Raw genomic sequence first — 19,853 nt, 5'->3', positions numbered from 1 at the left:
CCCGTGACGACGACCGCGCTCGAGCGCTTCCAAGCCCTGCTGCGCGTCGAGACGGTGTCCCACTCGGACGAGACGGCCACCGATTGGAGCCGCTTCGAGGCGTTCCGCACGCTCGTCGCCGAGCTCTACCCGGCACTGCACGCGGCCCTGGACTTCGAGACAGTCGCCGGCCACTCCCTCCTCTGGCGCTGGCGCGGTGAGGAGCCGGGCGAGTCGGCCGTGCTGATGGCCCACTACGACGTGGTCAGCGTGACGGCGGCGGAGTGGTCGCACGACCCGTTCGCGGCCGAGACGATCGTCGCCGCGGACGGCCGCACCTCCGTCGTGGCGCGCGGCGCCCTCGACGACAAGGGCTCCCTCGTCGCCCTCCTCGAGGCGGTCGAGGCGGCCGTCCTGCGGGGCGAGCGGCCACGGTACGACGTGTACCTCCTCTCCACCCACAACGAGGAGACGGCGGGCGACGGCGCCCCCTCGGTCGTCGCCCTGCTGGGCGCGCGCGGGGTGCGGCCCCGCCTGGTGCTCGACGAGGGCGGGAACGTGCGGCGCGGCATCCTGCCCGGCGTCACCACCCCGATCGCCGTGATCGGCGTCACCGAGCGCGGGATCATGAACCTCGAGCTGACCTGCCGCGACGTCGGCGGCCACGCCTCCGCTCCGCCGCCCCCGCCCGGGCTGCTCGCCACCCAGCGGCTCGCGAGGGCGATCCACCGCCTGACCGAGAACCCGTTCCCCTCGACCCTCCCGGAGCCGATCGCCCAGCTGGTGCGCGCGGCGGCCGACCACGCGGACGCAGCCCACGCCGTCTGGTACAGCCGGCCCCACGAGCATCCGGACGCCGTCATCGGCGCGCTCGCCGCCCACTCCAACCGCTCGGCCGCGATGCTGCGGACGACCGTCGCGATCACCGAGCTGCGCGGCAGCACCGGCGCGAACGTCCTCGCCTCCAGCGCCAGCGCGACGGCGAACGTGCGGATCAACCCCGGAGGCACGGTGGCGGGCGTGGTCGAGCGCATCCGCGCCGTGATCGACGACCCCGAGGTCGAGGTCGAGGTGAAGGTCGCCCACGAGCCCTCCCCCGTCTCGCCCACCGGCGAGCGCGGCGACGGCGGACCCTACGACCTGCTCCGCGCGGTCGTGCAGGAGTCGTTCCCGGAGGCGGTCGTCGCTCCGTACGTGCAGACCGGCGGCAGCGACGCGCGGCACTTCCACGCGATCAGCGACCACGTCTACCGCTTCATCCCGTTCGAGATCAGCCCGCGGCAGCAGCTCGGGATCCACGGGGTCGACGAGTCGGTCGAGGCCGACCAGTTCGAGCGCGCCATCGAGTTCTACGCGCGGCTGCTCGCCCGACTCTGATCGCGGCGATCCTCCGGGGTCCGGGAGGACCGCGCAGCGACCGGCAACCTGGGAGAACCGTTCGATGACGCGCCGACCGGTGTTGGCCCGGAGTTCACCCCGCGATGATGGACTGATCGCAGCGGGGTCGCCTCCGCTGGAGCAGTGCGCAAGTGCCGACGCCGGGTCGCGTGATCCGGCTCCCGCCGATCGTGGAACCCGAGGATCATGTCCCTCCGCCAGGCCGAGTACCCCCGGCCCAACCACTTCATCCTTCACCTGAGCGACACCCACTTCATCGCCGGAGACGGCGGCCTGTACGGCTCCGACGTCGACAGCGAGGCCCAGCTGCGGCTCCTGTTCGACGAGCTGGAGGCGTCCGGCGGACGTCCGGAGGCGATCGTCGTCACCGGCGACCTGGCGGACAAGGGCGAGCCGGAGGCGTACGCGAAGCTGCGCGCCGTCGTCGAGCCCGCGGCCGCACGCCTCGGCGCCGAGGTGATCTGGGTGATGGGCAACCACGACGACCGCGGCGCGTTCCGCTCGGGGCTGCTCGACCAGCTCCCGACCACGCAGCCGGTCGACCGCGTGCACGACGTGAACGGGCTGCGGATCATCGCGCTGGACTCCACCGTGCCCGGCGCCCACTACGGGGAGATCTCGGACGCGCAGCTCGACTGGCTGGCGGAGGAGCTCTCCAGCCCGGCCCCGCACGGCACGATCCTCGCGCTGCACCACCCGCCGGTGCCGAGCGTGCTCGACCTGTCGGTCCTCGTGGAGCTGCGCGACCAGCCCGCCCTCGCGGAGGTGCTCGAGGGCTCCGACGTCCGCAGCATCATCGCGGGCCACCTGCACTACTCGTCGACGGCGATGTTCGCCGGCATCCCGGTCTCGGTCGCGTCGGCCACCTGCTACACCCAGGACCTCAACGTGCCGGTGGGAGCGACCCGCGCCCGCAACGGCGCCCAGGCGTTCAACCTGATCCACGTCTACGACGGCACGGTGCTGCACTCGGTGGTGCCGATCGGCGCCTCGACCGAGGTGTCCTACGTCTCGGCGAACGAGACGCAGCGGATCCTCGCGGACCACGGCGTCGAGATCGCCGCGGCGACGGCGGCTCCGGTCGCCCGGGACGAGGAGCTCTACCCGCCGCTCGTGGAGCGGGTGGGCGTCAGCGCGTAGCGACGCGACGGGGCGTCGGGGTCGCCCTGACGCCTCCGGGCGCCGCGTCGACCGCGTCCTCGGACACGGCCGGCGGTATCAGCGCCCGCCGGCGCGGTCCCGCGCGAACAGCCATCCGGCGAACGCCAGCGCCGCGGCCAGCGCGACGCCCACGCCGACGCCCGCTCCCACTCCGATGCCCGGGAACACGAGCGAGCTCGCCAGGCCGAGAAGCAGCCCGGCCACCGCTCCCCCGACGGCCCAGCCCACGGTCAGACCTCGCGCTCCCACGGAGCCGGGATCGGGTAGTACTCCTCGAGGAACCCGATGACGGCCTTGGTGCGCGCCTCCGCCGAGATCTCGGGGAAGCTGCCGTCGTTGAGGCAGAAGAAGTCGACTCCGCGGTTCTTGAGGAGCTTGCGCATGTCCTTCAGCCCCTGGTGCATCGTCGTGTCGACGTACTTCACCGAGGCGTTCTCCTGCACGACCGCGCGCCCGGTCATCAGCGCGTAGTAGTGGTAGAGCGAGTTGGTGACGGAGACGTCGCTCGCGGAGCGGAAGCGGCTCGCGGCGGTCGCGGTGAACTCCGGCTCGAACTCGGCCTCGAGCTCGGCCATCACGGTCTTGCGGAGCGGCGTGGCGGCGTGCTCGAGGTGACGGGTCGTCATCGCGCCGAAGCGCTCGCGGAGCAGGCGCCGGTTGACGCGGGCCGCGTTCTCGAAGCCGCTGCGGGAGGCGTTGGAGTCGCCCATGCCGATGCGCGTCGTCGCCTCGATGAACTTCGTGATGCCCCCGGGCGAGAAGAAGATCGACGGATCGACCGGGCGCCCGAAGAACATGTCGTCGTTGGAGTAGAGGAAGTGCTCCGCCAGCCCCGGGATGCGGTGCAACTGGCTCTCGACCGCGTGGGAGTTGTGCGTCGGCAGTACCGAGAGGTCGCGGAAGTGGTCCTCGCTGCGCACGAGGGTGACGTCCGGGTGCTCGTCCAGCCAGCGCGGGCGCGGGGAGTCGGTGACGATGTAGATGTGCCGGATCCACGGCGCGTACATGTAGACGCTGCGCAGGGCGTACTTGAGCTCGTCGATCTGACGGAAGCGCGCCGGAGCGTCGTCGCCCTCGCCCACCACGTAGCTCGCCATGCGGGCCGCACGGGCGCGCTGGAACTCCAGGTCGGTGCCGTCGACCCACGAGAAGACGATGTCGACCTCGAAGCGGATGTCGCTGACGAGCGGCTCGAACATGCCCTCGAACGTCGGCCAGGTGCGGCCGTACGCCTCGACGTGGGCGTCGATGGCTTCGGCGACGGGGAGGCTGTTGCGCATGAGCGCGTTCTCGGCGGGAGTGATGATCTCCTCCTCGCCCACCTTCCACAGCTCGAGGCGGACGCCGCTACGGGCGCCGTAGCGCAGCGATCCCGTGGAGGAGACGCGCGGGCGGAAGAGCTTGAAGACGGAGGCGCGCGGATACGGCGCGAGCACGCCCTCGGCCAGGAGCTGCGGCGGGGTGCCCCGCTTGTCGACCGTCTTGGCGTAGAAGGGCTCGGTCGCGAAGGCGCGCGCCAGCAGCGTCGCCAGCTCGGCGCCGAGCACGCGGTCCACCGCGAGGAAGGGCGAGCCGTCGGTGCCGCGGATGAGGCGGTAGGGGAATTCGGCGGCGTCGAGGACCTCGCCGATGGCGATCAGATCCTCGGTCCAGGCCGCACGGGGCGTCGTACTCGAGTTCACCAGCGAGAACAGGCCGGCATGGACCACGACGTCGTCGCGGTCGAAGTGGCGCGGGCGCAGGAGCGGTGACGGAAGAGCACGGACGGAAGGCATGATTCACATTATCCGCCGTGGATTTCGTCCGTGTGACCGGGCCGTCGGCTTGACAGCGACCGCGGGGCCGCACGGTCAGCGCGAGAGCGACCCCAGACGGTCCCCCGCCTTCTCCGCGGCCTTCGCGGCCCGCCTGGCGCGGTGCCGCTCCTCGGCGGCGACGACCCCCAGCGCGAAGGCTCCCTCCCCGCTGCGATCGGCCTCCTCCAGGATCAGCGCACGGGCGGCGAGCGCGTCGCGCTCCTCCCCCAGGGCGTCGGCGAGGTCCTCTCCCGCCTCGGCGAGCGAGCGGCGCCGGGCGCCGACGGCCTCGGGGACGACCGCCCGCCACGCCTCCACGGTGTAGCGGAGCCGCTTCGCCGCCTTCCGCAGGTCGTGACGAGCCTCGAGCGAGCCGCCGGCCGCTGCGGAGCCCGCCGCGGAGATGCGCGCGAGGTCCTTCGCGACGGAGCGGCGCACCAGCGCCGTCGCGCTCGAGCCCGCCCGCGCGGTGCGGGGCGGATCCGCGAGCAGGGCGTCGAGCGAGGCGAGGAGCGCGAGGTAGCGGCCGCCGCGCAGAGTGCGGTCGACGCGGCGCAGCGCCGAGGCGTGCCGGTGCTCGATCTCCTCCAGCAGGGCGGTGGGGGTGCTCGGGGCGCCCTCGACGGCCGCCAGGGAGGTGCGGAACCGCTCGGCGAGCACCTCCTGGTCGCGGGCCGCGCCGAGGACCCCTCCCAGCCAGCGCAGCTCGTCCCGCACGGGGTCGGTCGCCGCACGGTCGAGCACGGAGCGGGAGGCGGCGAGGACGGACCGGAGCCGGCGCGCGAGCACGCGCATCCGGTGCAGGGCGTCGTCGGCCTCGAGGCGCACCCGCGGGTCGACGGCGCGCAGCTCTCGCAGGAGCGAGCGGACCGCGGCGAGCGCCGCCTCCCCGCCGTTCCGCGGATCCGGGACCGTCTCCTCGATCGGGCCGCCGGTGGCCCGGGCGAGCTTGGAGGCGCTGGCGGCCGGGCGGGCGCCCGCGGCGAGGAGGCGCTGCTCGATCGCGTCGAGGACCCGCTCGCCCTCGTCGCCCGGGACGTCGACGAGCTCGACCTCCCACTCCCTCCAGCGCCGCTCGCGGCCGGTGCGCTGGTCGCGCGCGGTCACCAGGTCGTCGGCGATCTCGGCGAGCTCCCGCCCGTGGGAGTCGAGGGCGCGGGTGATCGAGCGGACCGTCTCGAGCAGCGCCAGCGGCTCGAGCGGCGCGCGCCCCACCTGCCCGAGCACCGGCTCGCGGACGGCGGACGGGACCGTGCGCGAGGCCGTGAGCTCCGCGTGGATCTCGGTGCGGCCGGAGGAGCCGGGCAGCTTGACGTGCCAGCCCTGGTCGGATCCGCCCTCGCGGCGGCGCAGCGTGATCCGCGCCCGGGACAGAGCGCGCTCGGCGGTGTCGAAGTACTCGGCGCGGAGGGTCACCGGCTCCTCGGTGCGGACGCTCGCGACGCTCCCGGTGCCGGTCAGGTCGGGCAGCCGGGTGCCCGCGTCGACGTCGTACTTGCGCTCGACCTCGGTCTGCACTCTCCGCGCACCGCCCGCCCGGGACGTCGCCGACTCGTTCTCCGCACCGCTGGCCATGCTCCATTGTGATCACGCCCGGCGCCGCTGCGGCACCCCGGGGCGGCCAGGGGCGCCCTCGCCCTAGGCTGGAGCGATGACCGCGCCCGTTCCGCCCGTCGCCCGCCGCGTCCCCCTCGAGCGCCGCCACCACGGCGACGTGGTGGTCGACCACTACGAGTGGCTGCGCGAGAAGGAGAGCCCCGAGGTGATCGCGCACCTCGAGGCCGAGAACGCGTACACCGAGGCGGTGCTGGCTCCTCTCGCTCCGCTGCGCGAGCGCCTGTTCGAGGAGATCCGCTCGCGGACGAAGGAGACCGACCTCTCGGTCCCCGTCCGGGAGGGCTCCTGGTGGTACTTCTCGCGCTCCTACGAGGGCCGCCAGTACGCCGTGCACTGCCGAGCGCCGATCAGCGGGCCGGACGACTGGACGCCGCCGTCGATCGCCGAGGGCGGTCCGCTCGAGGGCGAGCAGGTCGTCCTGGACGGCAACGCGGAGGCGGAGGGGCACGACTTCTTCTCGCTCGGCAGCTTCGACGTCTCGGCCGACGGCCGACGGCTGCTCTTCGGCACCGATGTCGAGGGCGACGAGCGCTACACCCTCCGCATCCGCGACCTCGAGACCGGCGAGGACCTGCCGGACGTCATCGAGGGCACCGGCGGCGGAGCGACCTTCGGCGCGGACCCGCGCTTCGTCTTCTACCCGACCGTCGACGAGTCCTGGCGCCCCGACACGATCTGGCGGCACGAGGTCGGCGCCGGGACCCCGGACGAGGTCGTCTTCGCCGAGCCCGACGAGCGCTACTGGATCGGCGTGGGCCTCACCCGCAGCCGCCGCTTCCTCGTCATCGAGATCGGCAGCAAGATCACGAGCGAGTGCCTGCTGCTGGACGCGTCCGACCCGACCGGCTCCTTCCGCTCGGTGTGGCCGCGACGCGAGGGCGTGGAGTACGAGGTCGAGCACGCCGTCGTCGACGGACGCGACCGCCTGCTGATCGTGCACAACGACGGCGCCCTCGACTTCGAGATCGTCGAGGAGCCGGCCGACCTGTCGCTCGACGCCGACGCCCGGGCCCGCGAGCGCCGCGTGGTGGTGCCGCACCGCGAGGGCCGCCGGATCGAGGGCGTCGACGCCTTCGCCGGGCACGTCGTCGTCTCCTACCGGGCGGACGGAGCCACCCGGCTCGGGCTCCTCCGCGAGGACGGCGCCGGAGCGCGCCTCGAGGAGATCGTCTTCGACGAGCCGCTCTACGACGCGGGCCTGGCGGGGAACCCGGAGTGGGAGCAGCCCTCCCTCCGCCTCGCCTACACCTCGTTCGTCACCCCCTCGACCGTGCTCGCGCTCGACGTCGCGACGGGCGAGCGCACGGTGCTCAAGCAGCAGCCGGTGCTCGGCGACTACGACCCCGCGCTCTACGTGCAGCGGAGGGAGTGGGCCGTGGCGGAGGACGGCACGCGGGTGCCCCTCTCGCTCGTCTGGCGCCGCGACGCCGCCGATCCGGACTCGGCCCCCGCGCCGCTCCTCCTCTACGGCTACGGCTCGTACGAGGCGAGCATCGACCCGGGCTTCTCGATCGCGCGCCTCTCGCTGCTCGACCGCGGCGTCGTCTTCGCCGTCGCGCACGTCCGCGGCGGCGGGGAGATGGGCCGCTCCTGGTACGAGAACGGGAAGACGCTGGCGAAGCGGACGACCTTCACCGACTTCGTCTCCGCGGCGCGGCATCTGGTCGACGCGGGCTTCACCACTCCGGACCGCCTGGTCGCGCAGGGAGGGTCGGCCGGCGGCCTGCTGATGGGCGCGGTCGCGAACCTCGCCCCGGAGGCGTTCGCCGGCGTCCTCGCGCAGGTCCCGTTCGTCGACGCGCTCACCTCGATCCTCGACCCGTCGCTCCCGCTCACGGTGATCGAGTGGGACGAGTGGGGCGACCCGCTGCACGACGCCGAGGTCTACGCCTACATGAAGTCGTACTCGCCCTACGAGAACGTCCGCGAGGGCGTGCAGTACCCCCGGATCCTCGCGACGACGAGCCTCAACGACACCCGGGTGCTCTACGTGGAGCCGGCGAAGTGGGTGGCCAGGCTCCGCGAGGTCGGCGCTCCCGCGCTGCTGCGCACCGAGATGACCGCGGGACACGGCGGAGTGAGCGGACGCTACGAGCGCTGGCGCGAGATCGCGTTCGAGTACGCCTGGACGCTGGACGTGCTCGAGCTGGCCTGAGCGCCCCGCCGCAAGCCCCTCCGCCCGTCGCCCGCGGCCAGTAGGGTTCGGGGTGCCGACGGAGGGAAGAGCATGAGCGCAGGCCTGTCGATCGACCGCATCGCCGCATGGGTGGCGGACCAGAGGTGGTACGCGAGCAAGGGGCGGCGCCCCGAGCTGGAGGTCCGCGGCGCCTGGTCGCTGCACCCCGGAGAGGCGGAGGTGGTGGACCACCTCTTCATCGACCGGGCAGGCACGAGCCCGGTGCTGTACCAGGTGCCGGTGACCGTCCACGCGGCTCCGGTGCCCGGGCTCGAGGACGCCCTCGTCTACTCCGACGACTCGCACTACGTGTACGACGCTCCGCGCGACCCGGTGTTCGCCCGCGCCCTGCTCGGGATGATCGCCGACGGCGGCCGCTCCGACGAGGACGGCGCCCAGGGCGGCGCCCGCGCCGAGGGCCACCGGCAACCGGGTGCCGCGATCGGGGCGTTCGCGTCCTCGAAGGTGCTCAGCGGCGAGCAGTCGAACACCTCGGTGATCGTCCGCACCACCGCCGACGACGGATCCGACGCGACCCCGGTGATCGTCAAGGTCTTCCGCGCCCTCCACCACGGCGACAACCCGGACGTGACGGTGCAGTCGGCGCTCAACGCCGCCGGGAGCGCCCTCGTCCCGCCCGTGCTCGGCAACGTGACCGGCGAGTGGGACGACGAGGGCGAGGAGACGGGCCGCGCCTTCGGGCACCTCGCCTTCGCGCAGGAGTTCCTCCCCGGGGTCCAGGACGCGTGGCGCGTCGCCCTCGAGGCGGTCGCCGCCGACTCCGACTTCACCGGACCCGCCCGCGAGCTGGGCCGCGCCACCGCCGAGGTGCACGCGACGCTGGCGGAGGTCATGCCGACAGAGGACACCACGTCCGAGGTCGTCGAGCGAATGGTCGCGACCATGCGCCGTCGCCTGCGCATCGCCTCGGCCGAGGTCCCCGTGATCGCGGAGGACTCGGAGGCGATCGAGGCCGTGTTCCGCGCCGCCGAGACCGCGCCGTGGCCGAGGCTCCAGCGCATCCACGGCGACTACCACCTCGGGCAGGTCCTGTCCGTGCCCGATCGCGGCTGGGTGCTCCTCGACTTCGAGGGCGAGCCGCTGCGGCCCATGCACGAGCGCCGTCTTCCCGACGTGGCGCTGCGCGACGTGGCGGGGATGCTGCGCTCCTTCGACTACGCGGCGGGTGCGCACGAGCAGGCCGAGCCGGGCGCCTCGAGGGCGGCGTGGGCGGCGGCGAGCCGTGCCGCGTTCCTCGAGGGCTACGCCGAGCAGGCGGGCGACGCGGTCACCGCGCACCGGGCGGTGCTCGACGCGTTCGAGCTCGACAAGGCCGTCTACGAGGCGATCTACGAGGCGCGCAACCGGCCGGAGTGGCTGTCGATCCCGGTCGCCGCGGTGCAGCGCCTCGCCGGACGCTCGTAGGGTGGCAGGCATGAGCGACGACACCGACGACAAGAAGCCCCTGGACCCGCTGAGCGACTTCAGCATCCCGGGCGACACCGATCTGCACACGACCGGCGACGCCTCGGGCGCGGACGGCGACGAGGTCGCGGAGCCCGGAGCGGACGAGGACTGAGCCGCCTGCTCCGCGGGGCCTGCCTCGGCCGTCGGCTCCGCTGAGCCGGCGGCCGTCCTAGCCCAGCGGGGCGAGCGGCTCGACCGCCGGCCCCTCCAGCACCGTCCCGTCGGCTGCGAAGCGGGAGCCATGCAGCGGGCAGTCCCAGCTGCGCTCCGAGTCGTTCCAGGTGACGATCCCGCCCAGGTGCGGGCACACCGCCGACACCGCGCAGCGCCGCCCCTCCACGGTGGAGACCGCGACGGGCTGCAGGCCGTCGCGGGCGAGCGAGCCCTGGCCCTCCGCCGGCACCACCCCGGCCGAGCGGGGCGCGCGGAGCGCTGCCGACCACCCGCGGGCGTACCAGGCGCCCACCGCCAGCCCGGCGCCGAGCCCCTCCGCCATCACCCGCGGCAGCGTGGGCCGGCGGTGCAGCGTCCTCGCCCAGGCCGGCGTCCCGCCCTCGAGGTCGGCGACGAGCGTCAGCGCGGCCTGCACCGCGTTGGTCATCCCCCACTTGTCGTAGCCGGTCGCCAGGAAGATCCGTCCGCGGCCCCGCGGCAGCCAGCCCACGAACGGCACACGGTGGAACGGCTCGTAGTCCTGGGCGCTCCACTGCGCGACCGGCTCCGCCCCCGGGAAGGACCGCCGCGTCCAGGCGACCAGGTCGTCCACCGCCTCCGAGGTGACGGGCCTGCGCCCCACGGGGTGGCCGTTGCCGCCGATCAGGAGGAGCCGCTCGCCGTCGCGCTCGGCGTCGCGCACCGAGCGGGTCGGCTCGTCGACCGAGAGGTACATGCCGTCGGGGATCGGCGCGTCGGTGCGGAACGCGACCGCGTACGAGCGCAGCGCGGCGATCTTGGCGAAGTACAGGCCGCGGTCGAGGATCGGCGCCCCCGTGAGCAGGTAGGCCCGGTCCCCGGTCACCGGGCCCGCGCTGGTGCGGACCCGGACGGGAGCGGTCGCTCGCATCCCGAGGGCCCGGACGCCCTGCACCAGGGTGCCCCCGGCGGCGCGGAAGTCGGCGGCGAGCGCCGTGAGGACGTCCATCGGGTCGAACTGGGCCTGGTCGTCGAGGGCGACGGCCGCCGTGCTGGGGAACGGCACGTCGAGCTCGCCGACGAGGCGGGTCGCGAGGCCGAAGCGGCGCGCGGTCGTGTGCTCCTTCAGGACGGCGTCCACGCCCTCGGGCGTCTGCGCGTAGCTGTAGGCGGTGCGCCTCTGCACCGGCACGCCCGCGCCCTCGCAGTAGTCGAGCAGCCAGCGGAAGCCCGCGAGGTTCGCCGCGACGTAGGCCTCGGTCACCGCGGGGATGTTGCGCTCCGCGATCCGGGAGAGGTGCGCTCCCTGCAGGAGGCTGAGCTTCGCCGTCGTGTTCCCGGTCGTGACGGCGCCGACCTCCCGCGCCTCCAGCACCAGCACGCGCCGGCCGGTCCGCTGCAGGAGGAGCGCGGTGACCAGCCCGGTGAGCCCGGCGCCGACCACGACGTCGTCGTAGTGCGCGCCCGGCACGAACTCGTCGGAGGGGATCGGAGCCGCGCCCGCCCGCCAGAGGGAGCGGGGCCGCGGGGCCGTCGTGGTCGTGTCCTCCGGAGTCATCGGGAGTCCCTCCGTTCAGGGGCCGGACGGCCCGCGAGCGACGCTACGCGGAGCCTCCGGGACCGTCACGGTGTTGACACGTCGCGGGACGCGGGCTCAGAGCCAGCCCCACCGCTTGAAGAGCCGGTGCAGCACCACGCTCGAGGCGAGCATCGCCGCGAGCGCCGCTGGGTACCCCCACGCCACGTGCAGCTCGGGCATCACGTCGAAGTTCATGCCGTAGATGCTCGAGATCATGGTCGGCGCGAAGAAGATGGCCGCCCAGGCGGAGATCCGCTTGACCTCGTCGTTCTGCTGGTTGCCCACCTCCGCGAGCTTCTTCATGTCCTCGTTCTGGCGCTGGGCGACGAGGGTCGCGTTCACCGCCAGGATCTCCCGCAGCGTGGTGCGGAAGCCGTCGACCCGCTCGGTGACGAGCGCGACGTGGTCGGCGACGTCGCGGATGTAGCGGCGCAGCTCCACATCCGACTGGAACACCTCGAAGTCGGTGACGAGCCGCCCGAGCATGCCGGTCAGCGGAGCGACCGCACGCTGGAAGTCCAGCACCTCCTGGCTGAGCTCGTAGATGCGTCGGGACACCGCCGGGTCGCCCTCGAAGACCTGCGCCTCGATCTCGTCGATGTCGTTCTCGAGACCGGCGACGACGGGCGAGTACTGATCCACGACGGCGTCGAGGATCGCGTACAGCACGGCGACCGGGCCGACGCGCAGCAGCTCCGGATCGGCCTCCATCCGCCGCCGCACCAGCGAGAGGTCGGGCTTCTCGGAGTGGCGGACCGTGACGACGAAGTTCGACCCCACGAACAGGTGGAGCTCGCCGAAGTCGACCTCCTCGCGCTGGTCGGAGTAGCTGGCGGCGCGCAGCACCACGAACATGTCGCTGCCGTACCGCTCGAGCTTGGGCCTCTGGTGCGCGCTGATCGCGTCCTCGAGGGCGAGCGGGTGCATCGAGAACTCGTCCTCGAGCGCGGCGAGCTCGGCCGCGTTCGGCCGGTACAGCCCGATCCACGCCATCGCGTCGGGCAGCTTCTGCAGGGCGGCGAGCGCCTCCGGGATGCTGCCGGGAGAGACGACCCGGCGGCCGTCCTGGTAGATCGCGTTGTCGACCGTGCTGGTGCGGGCCGGCTCGTCGTCCGGGCGCAGACGCTGGATGGGAGCGGTGTCCTCGGCGGCGGCGCGGGTGCGCGAGCCCAGACCCAGGATCGTCGCGGGGACGCGGGGCAGCTTCACGACCATCTCCTCTGCTCGACCGACGCCCTATTGTGCACCTCCCGGTGAACGGGAGGTGTCCGCTGCGCCGCCGGTGTCGGAGGGCCTCACTAGCCTGGAGTCGCTCCCCCGGACGACGCAGAGGAAGGACGACCGTGAAGCTGCTGCACACCTCGGACTGGCACATCGGCCGCTCCTTCCACGGGCACTCCACGACGGCGGCGCTCGCGACCGTGCTCGAGGCCCTGGTCGAGACGGTGCGGGCCGAGCGCGTGGACGCGGTGCTGATCGCCGGCGACGTCTTCGACTCCGCCGTGCCCGCCGCGGAGCACTACACCCTCCTCACCCGCACCCTCGAGGCGATCCGCGCGGCCGGCGCCGAGGTCGTCCTCACCAGCGGCAACCACGACTCCCCCGCCCGGCTCGGCTTCCAGGCGGGGCTCCTTCGCGGAGCGGGCGTCCACGTCCTCACCGACCCCGAGGCGTACGCCGAGCCGGTCGTGCTGCGCGACGCGTCCGGGCTCGAGGTCGGCGTCCACGGCATCCCCTTCCTCGAGCCCGCCCTCTACCGCCACCGGCACCCGGAGGAGCAGCTGCGCCGCCACGAGGACGTGCTCGCCTTCGCGATGGCGCGGGTGCGCGCCGCCGCCGAGGCGGCGGGCCGTCCCTGGGTCGTGCTCGCGCACTGCTTCGCGGTCGGAGCCCCGGCCGCGGTCCTCGAGCGCGACATCACGGCGGGCGGGCTCGACTACGTCTCGGTCGAGCACTTCGCCGCGGCCGACTACGCGGCGCTCGGGCACATCCACGGACGCGCCGAGCTGCTGCCGGGAGTGCGCTACTCCGGAGCGCCGCTGCACTACTCGTTCGGCGAGGCGTCGAAGCCGCGCGGCGCCTGGCTGGTGACGATCGGGCCCGAGGGGCTCGAGGGCGTCGAGTGGTCGCCGCTCCCCGTGCCGAGGAGGCTCAGCGTGATCGAGGGCGAGCTCGAGCAGCTGCTGCGCGATCCCTCCCTGGCCGAGGTGGAGGGCGACTGGGTCTCGGCTGTGCTCACCGATCCCGTGCGCCCGCTCGACGCGATGGCGCGCCTGCAGTCGCGCTTCCCCGGCTGCGCGACGCTCGAGCACCGGCCGCCGCACGCCGCGGCCGAGCCGCGCGCGTACGCCGAGCGGATCCGCGGGCGGAGCGACGTCGAGGTCGTCGACGACTTCCTCGCCCACGTCCGCGGCGGCCACGGCGCCACGGACACCGAGCGCGCCCTCACCCTCGACGCGCTCGCTGCCGTCGAGGCCGAGGCTCTGCGGTGAGGATCCGCCGGCTCGCCTTCGCCGGGCTCGGACCGTTCCGCGCCGAGCAGTGCGTCGACTTCGACCGGCTCGAGGACGTGGGCGTGTACCTCATCGCCGGGCGCACCGGAGCGGGCAAGTCGACGATCCTCGACGCGATCGCGTTCGCGCTCTACGGCTCGGTCCCCCGCTTCGACGGCACCGCCTCGCGCCTCCGGAGCGACCACAGCGGCCCCGAGGACGAGACCTTCGCCGAGCTCGAGTTCGAGGCGGCGGGGCGCGTCTACAGCGTCCGGCGCTCGCCCGAGTACGAGCGGCCGAAGCGGCGCGGCACCGGCACCACGACCCAGCCTGCGAAGGTCGAGCTGCTGGAGCAGGTCGACGGCACCTGGGTCGGGCTCTCGTCGAGCGCGAAGGAGGTGGGCGCCGACATCGGCCGGATCGTCGGCCTGACGAAGGACCAGTTCCTCCAGGTGATCCTGCTGGCGCAGAACCGCTTCCACGAGTTCCTGCTCGCGAAGAACGACGACCGGCAACGGCTCCTGCGCACGCTCTTCGCGACCGAGCGCTTCGATCTGCTCCGCCGCCGACTGCTCGAGCAGCGCGATGCGAGCGCCGTCGGGCTCGAGGAGGAGCGCGCGGCCGTGACGGCGCTCGCGGACGAGGCCGTCCGGCTCCTCGATGACGGAGCCGAGCCGCCTCTGCCGGACGCCGCCTGGTTCGCCGGGCTGCCGGCGCGGCTCGCCGCTCCGCTCGAGGCGGCCCGGGCCGGCTCCGCCGCGGCCGACGCGGCGCACGAGGCCGCAGGCGCCGCTCTCGACGAGGCCCGGCGCACCGCCCGGGGCCAGGAGCGGCGCCGGCGCGCCCTCATCGAGGCGGAGGAGCTCGTGGTCGCCGAGGCGCACGTCGAGCAGCAGCGGGCCGCGATCGAGCGCGCGCGCCGGGCCGACGGCGTGCTGCCGCTGCTCCGCTCCGCCCGGGCAGCCGCCGAGAAGGAGCGGGCCGCCCGGCACCAGCGCAACCTCTCGGCCGACGCCTACGGGGACGCGTCCGGGGGCCCGGCCGCCGAGACGGCCGAACGGCTCGCCGCTGTCCTCGGCGCCCTCGCCGAGGCGCTGGCCGAGGAGCGCCGGCTCCCCGACGCGGAGCGCGTCACCGAGCGGTCTGCACGCGCCGAGCAGGCGGCGGCGACCGCGCTCGCCGGGATCGAGGCGGAGCTGCGCGAGCTGCCCGCTCGAGTCGACGCGCTCGCCGCCGAGGAGGAGTCCCTGGCCGGGGAGGCCGCCGTTGTCCCCACGCGCGTCGACGAGCTCGCCGCGCTCGAGCGGAGGATCGCCGCGGCCCTCGAGCGCGATCTCACTGCGGCGGGTCTGCAGCGGCTCGGCACGGCCTACGCCGACGCGGCGCGCGTCCACGGCGAGCGCGCCGCGGAGCAGGCCGCCCTGATCGCGCGCCGGTTCGCCGGGTTCGCCGGGGAGCTCGCCGAGCGGCTGGAGCCGGGCGAGCCCTGCCCCGTCTGCGGCTCGTGCGAGCACCCCCGCCCGGCCGAGCACGACGGCCCGACGACGGTCGGCACCGACGACCTCGACCGGGCCCGCGTCGCGGTGGAGCGCGCCGCCGCCGCCCTCGACGGCGCCCGCGAGCGCGAGGGAGCCGCGGCTCGGGCTCTCGCGGCGCTCGAGGAGCGCGTGGGCGAGGACGCGGATCCGGAGTCGCTCCGCCCGGCGCACGAGGAGCGGCTCGCCTCGGCGCGCCGCGCCGCCGCCCGCATGGAGGAGCTGCGGCGCGAGCGCATCCGGCTGCGCACCCGGATCGACGCTCTCACGACCGGGCGGGACGCCGCTCGTGAGGAGCACCGCGCCCGCGCCGACGAGTCCGCCCTCGCCGCTGAAGCGCTGCGGCTGCTGCGGGAGCGCGTCGAGGCCTTCCGCGACGGCGCGACGAGCGTCGCCTCGCGCGTCGAGCAGCTGAACGCCCAGCGCCGTCGTGCCGTCGCCCTGGTCGAGGCCGAGGAGGCCGCCGTCTCGCGGTCCGAGGCCGCCGCCGCCGCCCGGGAGGAGCTCGCCGAGGTCCTCGCCGAGCGCGGCTTCACGACCGCCGAGGAGGCCGAGTCGGCCGCGCTGGCCAGCGGGGACCGGGCGCGGGCCGAGGCCGTCGTCGCCGAGCACGAGCGACGGCGGAGCGCGACGGAGGCGGTGCTCGCCGACCCGGAGCTCCGCGGACTGCCGGGCACGGCCGTCGACCTCGCCGACGCCGAGGGGCGCTCGCGCGAGGCCTCCGCCCGTCGCGACGAGGCGCGAGCCGGCCTCTCCGTGCTCGAGCACCGCTCGGAGCGCCTGGCCGAGCTCACCGCGACGGCCGCGGGCCGCCTCGCGGTGCTGGGTGAGCGCCTCCACCGCCACGAGGAGCTGCGCGCGCTGGCCGAGACCGTCTCCGGCCGGGGGCAGAACACGCGCCGGATGGACCTCGAGGCCTTCGCCCTCGCCGGACGCCTGGAGGAGATCGTGACCGCGGCGAACCTCCGCCTCGACGCGATGACCAGCGGCCGCTACGCGCTCGCCCACGACGACTCGCTCGCCTACCGCGGTGCCGCCTCCGGCCTCGGGATCGACGTGCTCGACGCCTTCACCGGCGTCCGCCGGCAGCCCGCCTCGCTCTCCGGCGGCGAGACGTTCCTCGCCTCGCTCGCCCTCGCCCTCGGCCTCGCCGACGTGGTGACGGCGCAGTCCGGCGGCATCTCGCTCGAGACCATGTTCATCGACGAGGGCTTCGGCTCGCTCGATGCCGAGACGCTCGAGACGGCGCTCAGCACGCTCGACGAGCTGCGGTCGGGCGGTCGGACGATCGGCCTGATCAGCCACGTCGACGCGATGCGCGAGCGGCTGCCGATCGGCCTCCGCGTCGCGGTGGGGCCGCGCGGCGACTCGACGATCCTCACCGGCTGAGCGGCCGCTCCCGGGCGAAGGGGCGACGACGGCCCGCTGGCTCCTCTCGCACTGCAGCAGCGAGCGCGCCCGCGCCCGCTGCTAGGGTCGTGCGCAGTGACACGGGGTGCCCGCCAGGGCTGAGAGAAGACCCGTTGAACCTGATCTAGTTCGTACTAGCGAAGGGATGTCGCGAATGAGCATTCGCACGCCTGTCCACCCGACCCTCCCCGCCGACACGGCGCCCGACCCGGCGTCCGTGGGTCGCGATCTCGCCGAGCTCCGCGCCGCCGGGCCCCTGGTGCAGTGCATCACGAACGCGGTCGTCACCGGCTTCACCGCCAACAGCCTCCTGGCCCTCGGCGCCAGCCCGGCGATGTGCGACCTGCCCGGCGAGGCGGGCGTCTTCGCGGGCCTCGCCTCCGCCGTGCTCGTCAACCTCGGCACGCCCGGAGCGGAGCAGCGCGAGGGTGCTCGCGAGGCGGTCGCCGCGGCCGGACGCGCCGACACCCCCTGGGTGCTCGATCCGGTCGCCGTCGGCCCTCTGCCCGTCCGCACCGCTCTGGCGGTGGAGCTGCTCGAGGCGCGGCCCGCGATCATCCGCGGCAACGCCTCCGAGATCCTCGCCCTCGCGGGAGCCGGTGCGGGCGGCCGCGGCGTGGACGCCGTCGACACCGCCGAGCAGGCGCTCGACTCCGCTTGCGTCCTCGCCCGCCGCACCGGCGGCGTGGTCGCCGTCTCGGGAGCGGTCGACCTCGTCACCGACGGCGAGCGGATCGTCCGGGTCACCGGGGGCCACCCGCTGCTGACCCGCGTGACCGGCGGCGGCTGCGCGCTCGGCGCCGTGATGGCGGCGTTCCTCGGCGCGGGCGCCCGCCCGCTCGACGCGGCCGTCAGCGCTTCCGCGGTCTGGGGCCTCGCCGCCGAGCGGGCCGCCGTAGCGAGCAGCGGTCCCGGGTCCTTCGCCGTCGGCCTCCTCGACGCCCTCGCTGCCCTCCAGCCGGCCGACGCCGAGGCCGGGGCGCGGATCGCATGAGCCTCGACCTCTCGCTCCACCTCGTCACGGACACCGCTCAGTGCGGTCCGCGCGGCGTGCCTGCCGTGGTCGCCGCCGCCGTCCGGGGCGGAGTCACGACCGTGCAGATCCGCGATCACGACGCCTCCGCCGCCGAGCTCGTCGCCCTGACCCGGGCCGTCGCCGCCGTCCTCGACGAGCGCACGACCCTGCTGGTCGACGACCGCGTCGACGTCGCCCTCGCCGCCCGCCTCGCGGGCGCCCGCGTCCACGGCGTCCACCTCGGGCAGTCCGACCTCCCCGTCACCGCCGCCCGCTCGCTGCTCGGTCCCGACGCGGTGATCGGGCTCACCGCGAACACCCCCGAGCACCTCGCCGCCGTCCGCGCCCTGCCCGCGGGATCGGTCGACTACCTCGGCGTCGGCGTCATCCGGCCCACCGCGACCAAGCCCGACCACCCCGCTCCCCTCGGTGTCGACGGGTTCGCCGCCCTCGCCGCGGCCACGGCGCTGCCCTGCGTCGCCATCGGCGGAGTCGGAGCCGCGGACGCGGGGCCACTCCGCCTCGCCGGTGCGGCCGGGTTCGCGGTCGTGTCGGCGCTCTGCACGGCCGCCGACCCAGCAGCGGCCGCCCGCCTGATCCGAGCGGAGTGGGACCGGTGACCACCGGCGCCCGCGTCCCCCGTGTCCTCAGCATCGCCGGCACCGATCCGACCGGCGGTGCCGGCGTCCAGGCCGACCTCAAGTCGATCAGCGCGCTCGGCGGCTACGGCATGGCGGTCGTCACCGCGCTCGTCGCGCAGAACACGCACGGGGTCCGCTCCGTGCACCTGCCGCCCGCCGCGTTCCTCCGCGAGCAGCTCGACGCGGTGAGCGACGACGTCACGATCGACGCGGTGAAGATCGGGATGCTCGCCACGGCCGAGTACGCCGGAGTCGTCGCCGAGTGGCTCGACGAGGTCCGCCCGCCCGTCGTGATCGTGGATCCGGTGATGGTCGCGACCAGCGGTCACCGGCTGCTCGCTCCCGAAGCCGAGGACGCCGTGCGCGACCTGCTCCGCCGCGCCGACCTGGTGACGCCGAACCTCCCCGAGCTGGGCGTGCTGGCCGGAGAGCCGACCGCCTCCGACTGGCCGGCCGCGCTCGCGCAGGGAGCGGCACTCGCCCGCGCCCTCGACGCCGCCGTGCTGGTGAAGGGCGGCCACCTCGACGGCCCCGCCACCCCGGACGCGATCGTCACCCCCGACGGCCTCGTGCGCGAGGTCCCCGGCGAGCGCGTCGCCACCTCGAACACGCACGGCACCGGGTGCTCGCTCTCGTCCGCGATGGCGACGCTCCTGGCCGGGCGCGACGCCTCCTCCGACGCCCTGGTCGAGGCGCTGACGGAGGCCAAGGAGTGGCTGACCGGCGCCCTGCGCGCCGCCGACGCCCTGGAGGTCGGCACCGGCAACGGCCCGATCGACCACTTCCACCGGCAACGTCCTCCGGAGTTCTGCGCGGACGTCTGGGAGCGGACCCGGACCCTCCGCGACGAGATCGACGCGCTCCCGTTCGTGCGGGCCCTCGGCGACGGCTCCCTCGGGCGGGAGGACTTCGAGTGGTACCTCGAGCAGGACGCTCTCTACCTCACCGAGTACGCCCGCGTCCTGGCCGTGGCGGCGCAGCGCGCGCCGACCACCGCCGAGCAGGTCTTCTGGGCCGAGGGCTCGGCGTCCGCCCTCGCGGCGGAGGCGCAGCTGCACCGCGACCGGCTCGGGACCCGGGACGCGGCTCCCGCGCCCGTGACCCGCGGCTACACCGACCACCTGCTCGCGGTCGCCGCGGGCGGCGGCTACGGCGAGATCGTCGCCGCCCTGCTCCCCTGCTTCTGGCTCTACGCCGACGTCGGGTCGCGCCTCGCCGCCTCCGGGCACCCCGAGCACCCCTACGCGGACTGGCTGCTCACCTACGGCGACCCGGTCTTCGCGACGGCCACCGAGCGGGCGATCGAGTTCACGGAGCAGGCTGCCCGCGACGCCTCACCGAGGGAGCGCGCCGCGATGAGGGACGCGTTCCTGCGGTCGAGTTCGTTCGAGAAGGACTTCTTCGCCGCACCGCTCGCCCGGACCGGCTGAGCTCTCAGCCGGCCCGGCCGGGTGC

General features: G+C 74.6%; 15 protein-coding genes and 1 riboswitch. Of the genes, 10 read left to right on the top strand and 5 right to left on the bottom strand.

Going from position 1 to position 19,853, the window contains the following annotated elements:
• The first annotated feature begins 3 nt into the window (after window positions 1-3).
• Together C5C46_RS03145 and C5C46_RS03140 are read left to right on the top strand one after the other, a co-directional pair.
• A complete protein-coding gene (locus tag C5C46_RS03145) occupies window positions 4-1,356 on the top strand; it encodes a M20/M25/M40 family metallo-hydrolase (protein ID WP_104225614.1) in 1,353 nt (450 codons plus the stop codon).
• Between the two features lie 207 nt (window positions 1,357-1,563).
• Window positions 1,564-2,517 (top strand): phosphodiesterase, encoded by a 954-nt coding sequence (locus tag C5C46_RS03140; protein ID WP_104225613.1) that lies wholly within the window; start codon window positions 1,564-1,566, stop codon window positions 2,515-2,517.
• A gap of 78 nt (window positions 2,518-2,595) precedes the next feature.
• Here C5C46_RS03140 and C5C46_RS16730 read toward each other — a convergent pair whose 3' ends face one another.
• From C5C46_RS16730 to C5C46_RS03130, 3 genes are all read right to left on the bottom strand, one after another.
• Window positions 2,596-2,766 carry a hypothetical protein gene (locus tag C5C46_RS16730; RefSeq protein WP_159939285.1) on the bottom strand — a complete coding sequence of 57 codons (171 nt, stop codon included), beginning with the start codon at window positions 2,764-2,766 and terminating at the stop codon, window positions 2,596-2,598.
• A 2-nt stretch (window positions 2,767-2,768) separates the two neighbouring features.
• Entirely contained in the window at window positions 2,769-4,313 is a 1,545-nt protein-coding gene (locus C5C46_RS03135; RefSeq protein ID WP_104225612.1) for a stealth family protein, read from the bottom strand.
• Between the two features lie 75 nt (window positions 4,314-4,388).
• On the bottom strand, window positions 4,389-5,909 hold the full coding sequence (locus C5C46_RS03130; RefSeq protein ID WP_104225611.1) for a CYTH and CHAD domain-containing protein: 1,521 nt from the start codon (window positions 5,907-5,909) through the stop codon (window positions 4,389-4,391).
• Window positions 5,910-5,985: 76 nt separating this feature from the next.
• Here C5C46_RS03130 and C5C46_RS03125 point away from each other — a divergent pair, with 76 nt between their 5' ends.
• The 3 genes from C5C46_RS03125 (at window position 5,986) to C5C46_RS16725 (ending at window position 9,706) form a co-directional block, all read left to right on the top strand.
• Window positions 5,986-8,106 carry a S9 family peptidase gene (locus C5C46_RS03125; RefSeq protein WP_104225610.1) on the top strand — a complete coding sequence of 707 codons (2,121 nt, stop codon included), beginning with the start codon at window positions 5,986-5,988 and terminating at the stop codon, window positions 8,104-8,106.
• Between the two features lie 72 nt (window positions 8,107-8,178).
• Window positions 8,179-9,552, top strand: coding sequence for a phosphotransferase (locus C5C46_RS03120; RefSeq protein ID WP_104225609.1), 1,374 nt, complete (start codon window positions 8,179-8,181; stop codon window positions 9,550-9,552).
• 10 nt (window positions 9,553-9,562) lie between these two features.
• Window positions 9,563-9,706 (top strand): hypothetical protein, encoded by a 144-nt coding sequence (locus C5C46_RS16725; RefSeq protein WP_159914626.1) that lies wholly within the window; start codon window positions 9,563-9,565, stop codon window positions 9,704-9,706.
• Window positions 9,707-9,763: 57 nt separating this feature from the next.
• Here C5C46_RS16725 and C5C46_RS03115 read toward each other — a convergent pair whose 3' ends face one another.
• Together C5C46_RS03115 and C5C46_RS03110 are read right to left on the bottom strand one after the other, a co-directional pair.
• Window positions 9,764-11,284: an FAD-dependent oxidoreductase gene (locus C5C46_RS03115; RefSeq protein ID WP_104225608.1), complete on the bottom strand. Its 1,521-nt coding sequence runs from the start codon at window positions 11,282-11,284 to the stop codon at window positions 9,764-9,766.
• 96 nt (window positions 11,285-11,380) lie between these two features.
• Entirely contained in the window at window positions 11,381-12,520 is a 1,140-nt protein-coding gene (locus C5C46_RS03110) for a magnesium and cobalt transport protein CorA (RefSeq protein WP_104223070.1), read from the bottom strand.
• Between the two features lie 128 nt (window positions 12,521-12,648).
• Here C5C46_RS03110 and C5C46_RS03105 point away from each other — a divergent pair, with 128 nt between their 5' ends.
• From C5C46_RS03105 to thiD, 5 genes are all read left to right on the top strand, one after another.
• Window positions 12,649-13,797 (top strand): exonuclease SbcCD subunit D, encoded by a 1,149-nt coding sequence (locus tag C5C46_RS03105; RefSeq protein ID WP_104225607.1) that lies wholly within the window; start codon window positions 12,649-12,651, stop codon window positions 13,795-13,797.
• Complete coding sequence (locus C5C46_RS03100; protein ID WP_104225606.1) at window positions 13,794-16,721, top strand: AAA family ATPase; 2,928 nt, start codon at window positions 13,794-13,796, stop codon at window positions 16,719-16,721. The genes C5C46_RS03105 and C5C46_RS03100 overlap by 4 nt, the downstream gene beginning before the upstream one ends.
• A gap of 92 nt (window positions 16,722-16,813) precedes the next feature.
• A riboswitch (TPP riboswitch) is annotated at window positions 16,814-16,905 on the top strand.
• Complete coding sequence (thiM, locus tag C5C46_RS03095; RefSeq protein WP_104225605.1) at window positions 16,897-17,736, top strand: hydroxyethylthiazole kinase; 840 nt, start codon at window positions 16,897-16,899, stop codon at window positions 17,734-17,736. (Overlaps the previous riboswitch by 9 nt.)
• A complete protein-coding gene (gene thiE / locus C5C46_RS03090; RefSeq protein WP_104225604.1) occupies window positions 17,733-18,377 on the top strand; it encodes a thiamine phosphate synthase in 645 nt (214 codons plus the stop codon). Before thiM ends, thiE begins: the two co-directional genes overlap by 4 nt.
• A complete protein-coding gene (gene thiD / locus C5C46_RS03085) occupies window positions 18,374-19,828 on the top strand; it encodes a bifunctional hydroxymethylpyrimidine kinase/phosphomethylpyrimidine kinase (protein ID WP_104225672.1) in 1,455 nt (484 codons plus the stop codon). The genes thiE and thiD overlap by 4 nt, the downstream gene beginning before the upstream one ends.
• The last annotated feature ends 25 nt before the right edge of the window (window positions 19,829-19,853 follow it).

It is taken from the genome of Rathayibacter sp. AY1E6, from assembly GCF_002931115.1.
GTDB lineage: Bacteria > Actinomycetota > Actinomycetes > Actinomycetales > Microbacteriaceae > Rathayibacter.
Note: the sequence above shows the minus strand (reverse complement) of the source record. Positions and strands in the feature narration are given on the sequence as shown.

What these genes read in the sequence shown, in the direction of transcription:
- C5C46_RS03110 (WP_104223070.1), bottom strand. Translation starts at nt 12,520, where the DNA reads ATGGTCGTGAAGCTGCCCCGCGTCCCCGCGACGATCCTGGGTCTGGGC.
- C5C46_RS03125 (WP_104225610.1), top strand. Translation starts at nt 5,986, where the DNA reads ATGACCGCGCCCGTTCCGCCCGTCGCCCGCCGCGTCCCCCTCGAGCGC.
- C5C46_RS03140 (WP_104225613.1), top strand. Translation starts at nt 1,564, where the DNA reads ATGTCCCTCCGCCAGGCCGAGTACCCCCGGCCCAACCACTTCATCCTT.
- C5C46_RS03130 (WP_104225611.1), bottom strand. Translation starts at nt 5,909, where the DNA reads ATGGCCAGCGGTGCGGAGAACGAGTCGGCGACGTCCCGGGCGGGCGGT.
- thiM (WP_104225605.1), top strand. Translation starts at nt 16,897, where the DNA reads ATGAGCATTCGCACGCCTGTCCACCCGACCCTCCCCGCCGACACGGCG.
- thiE (WP_104225604.1), top strand. Translation starts at nt 17,733, where the DNA reads ATGAGCCTCGACCTCTCGCTCCACCTCGTCACGGACACCGCTCAGTGC.
- C5C46_RS03115 (WP_104225608.1), bottom strand. Translation starts at nt 11,284, where the DNA reads ATGACTCCGGAGGACACGACCACGACGGCCCCGCGGCCCCGCTCCCTC.
- C5C46_RS03135 (WP_104225612.1), bottom strand. Translation starts at nt 4,313, where the DNA reads ATGCCTTCCGTCCGTGCTCTTCCGTCACCGCTCCTGCGCCCGCGCCAC.
- C5C46_RS16725 (WP_159914626.1), top strand. Translation starts at nt 9,563, where the DNA reads ATGAGCGACGACACCGACGACAAGAAGCCCCTGGACCCGCTGAGCGAC.
- C5C46_RS03120 (WP_104225609.1), top strand. Translation starts at nt 8,179, where the DNA reads ATGAGCGCAGGCCTGTCGATCGACCGCATCGCCGCATGGGTGGCGGAC.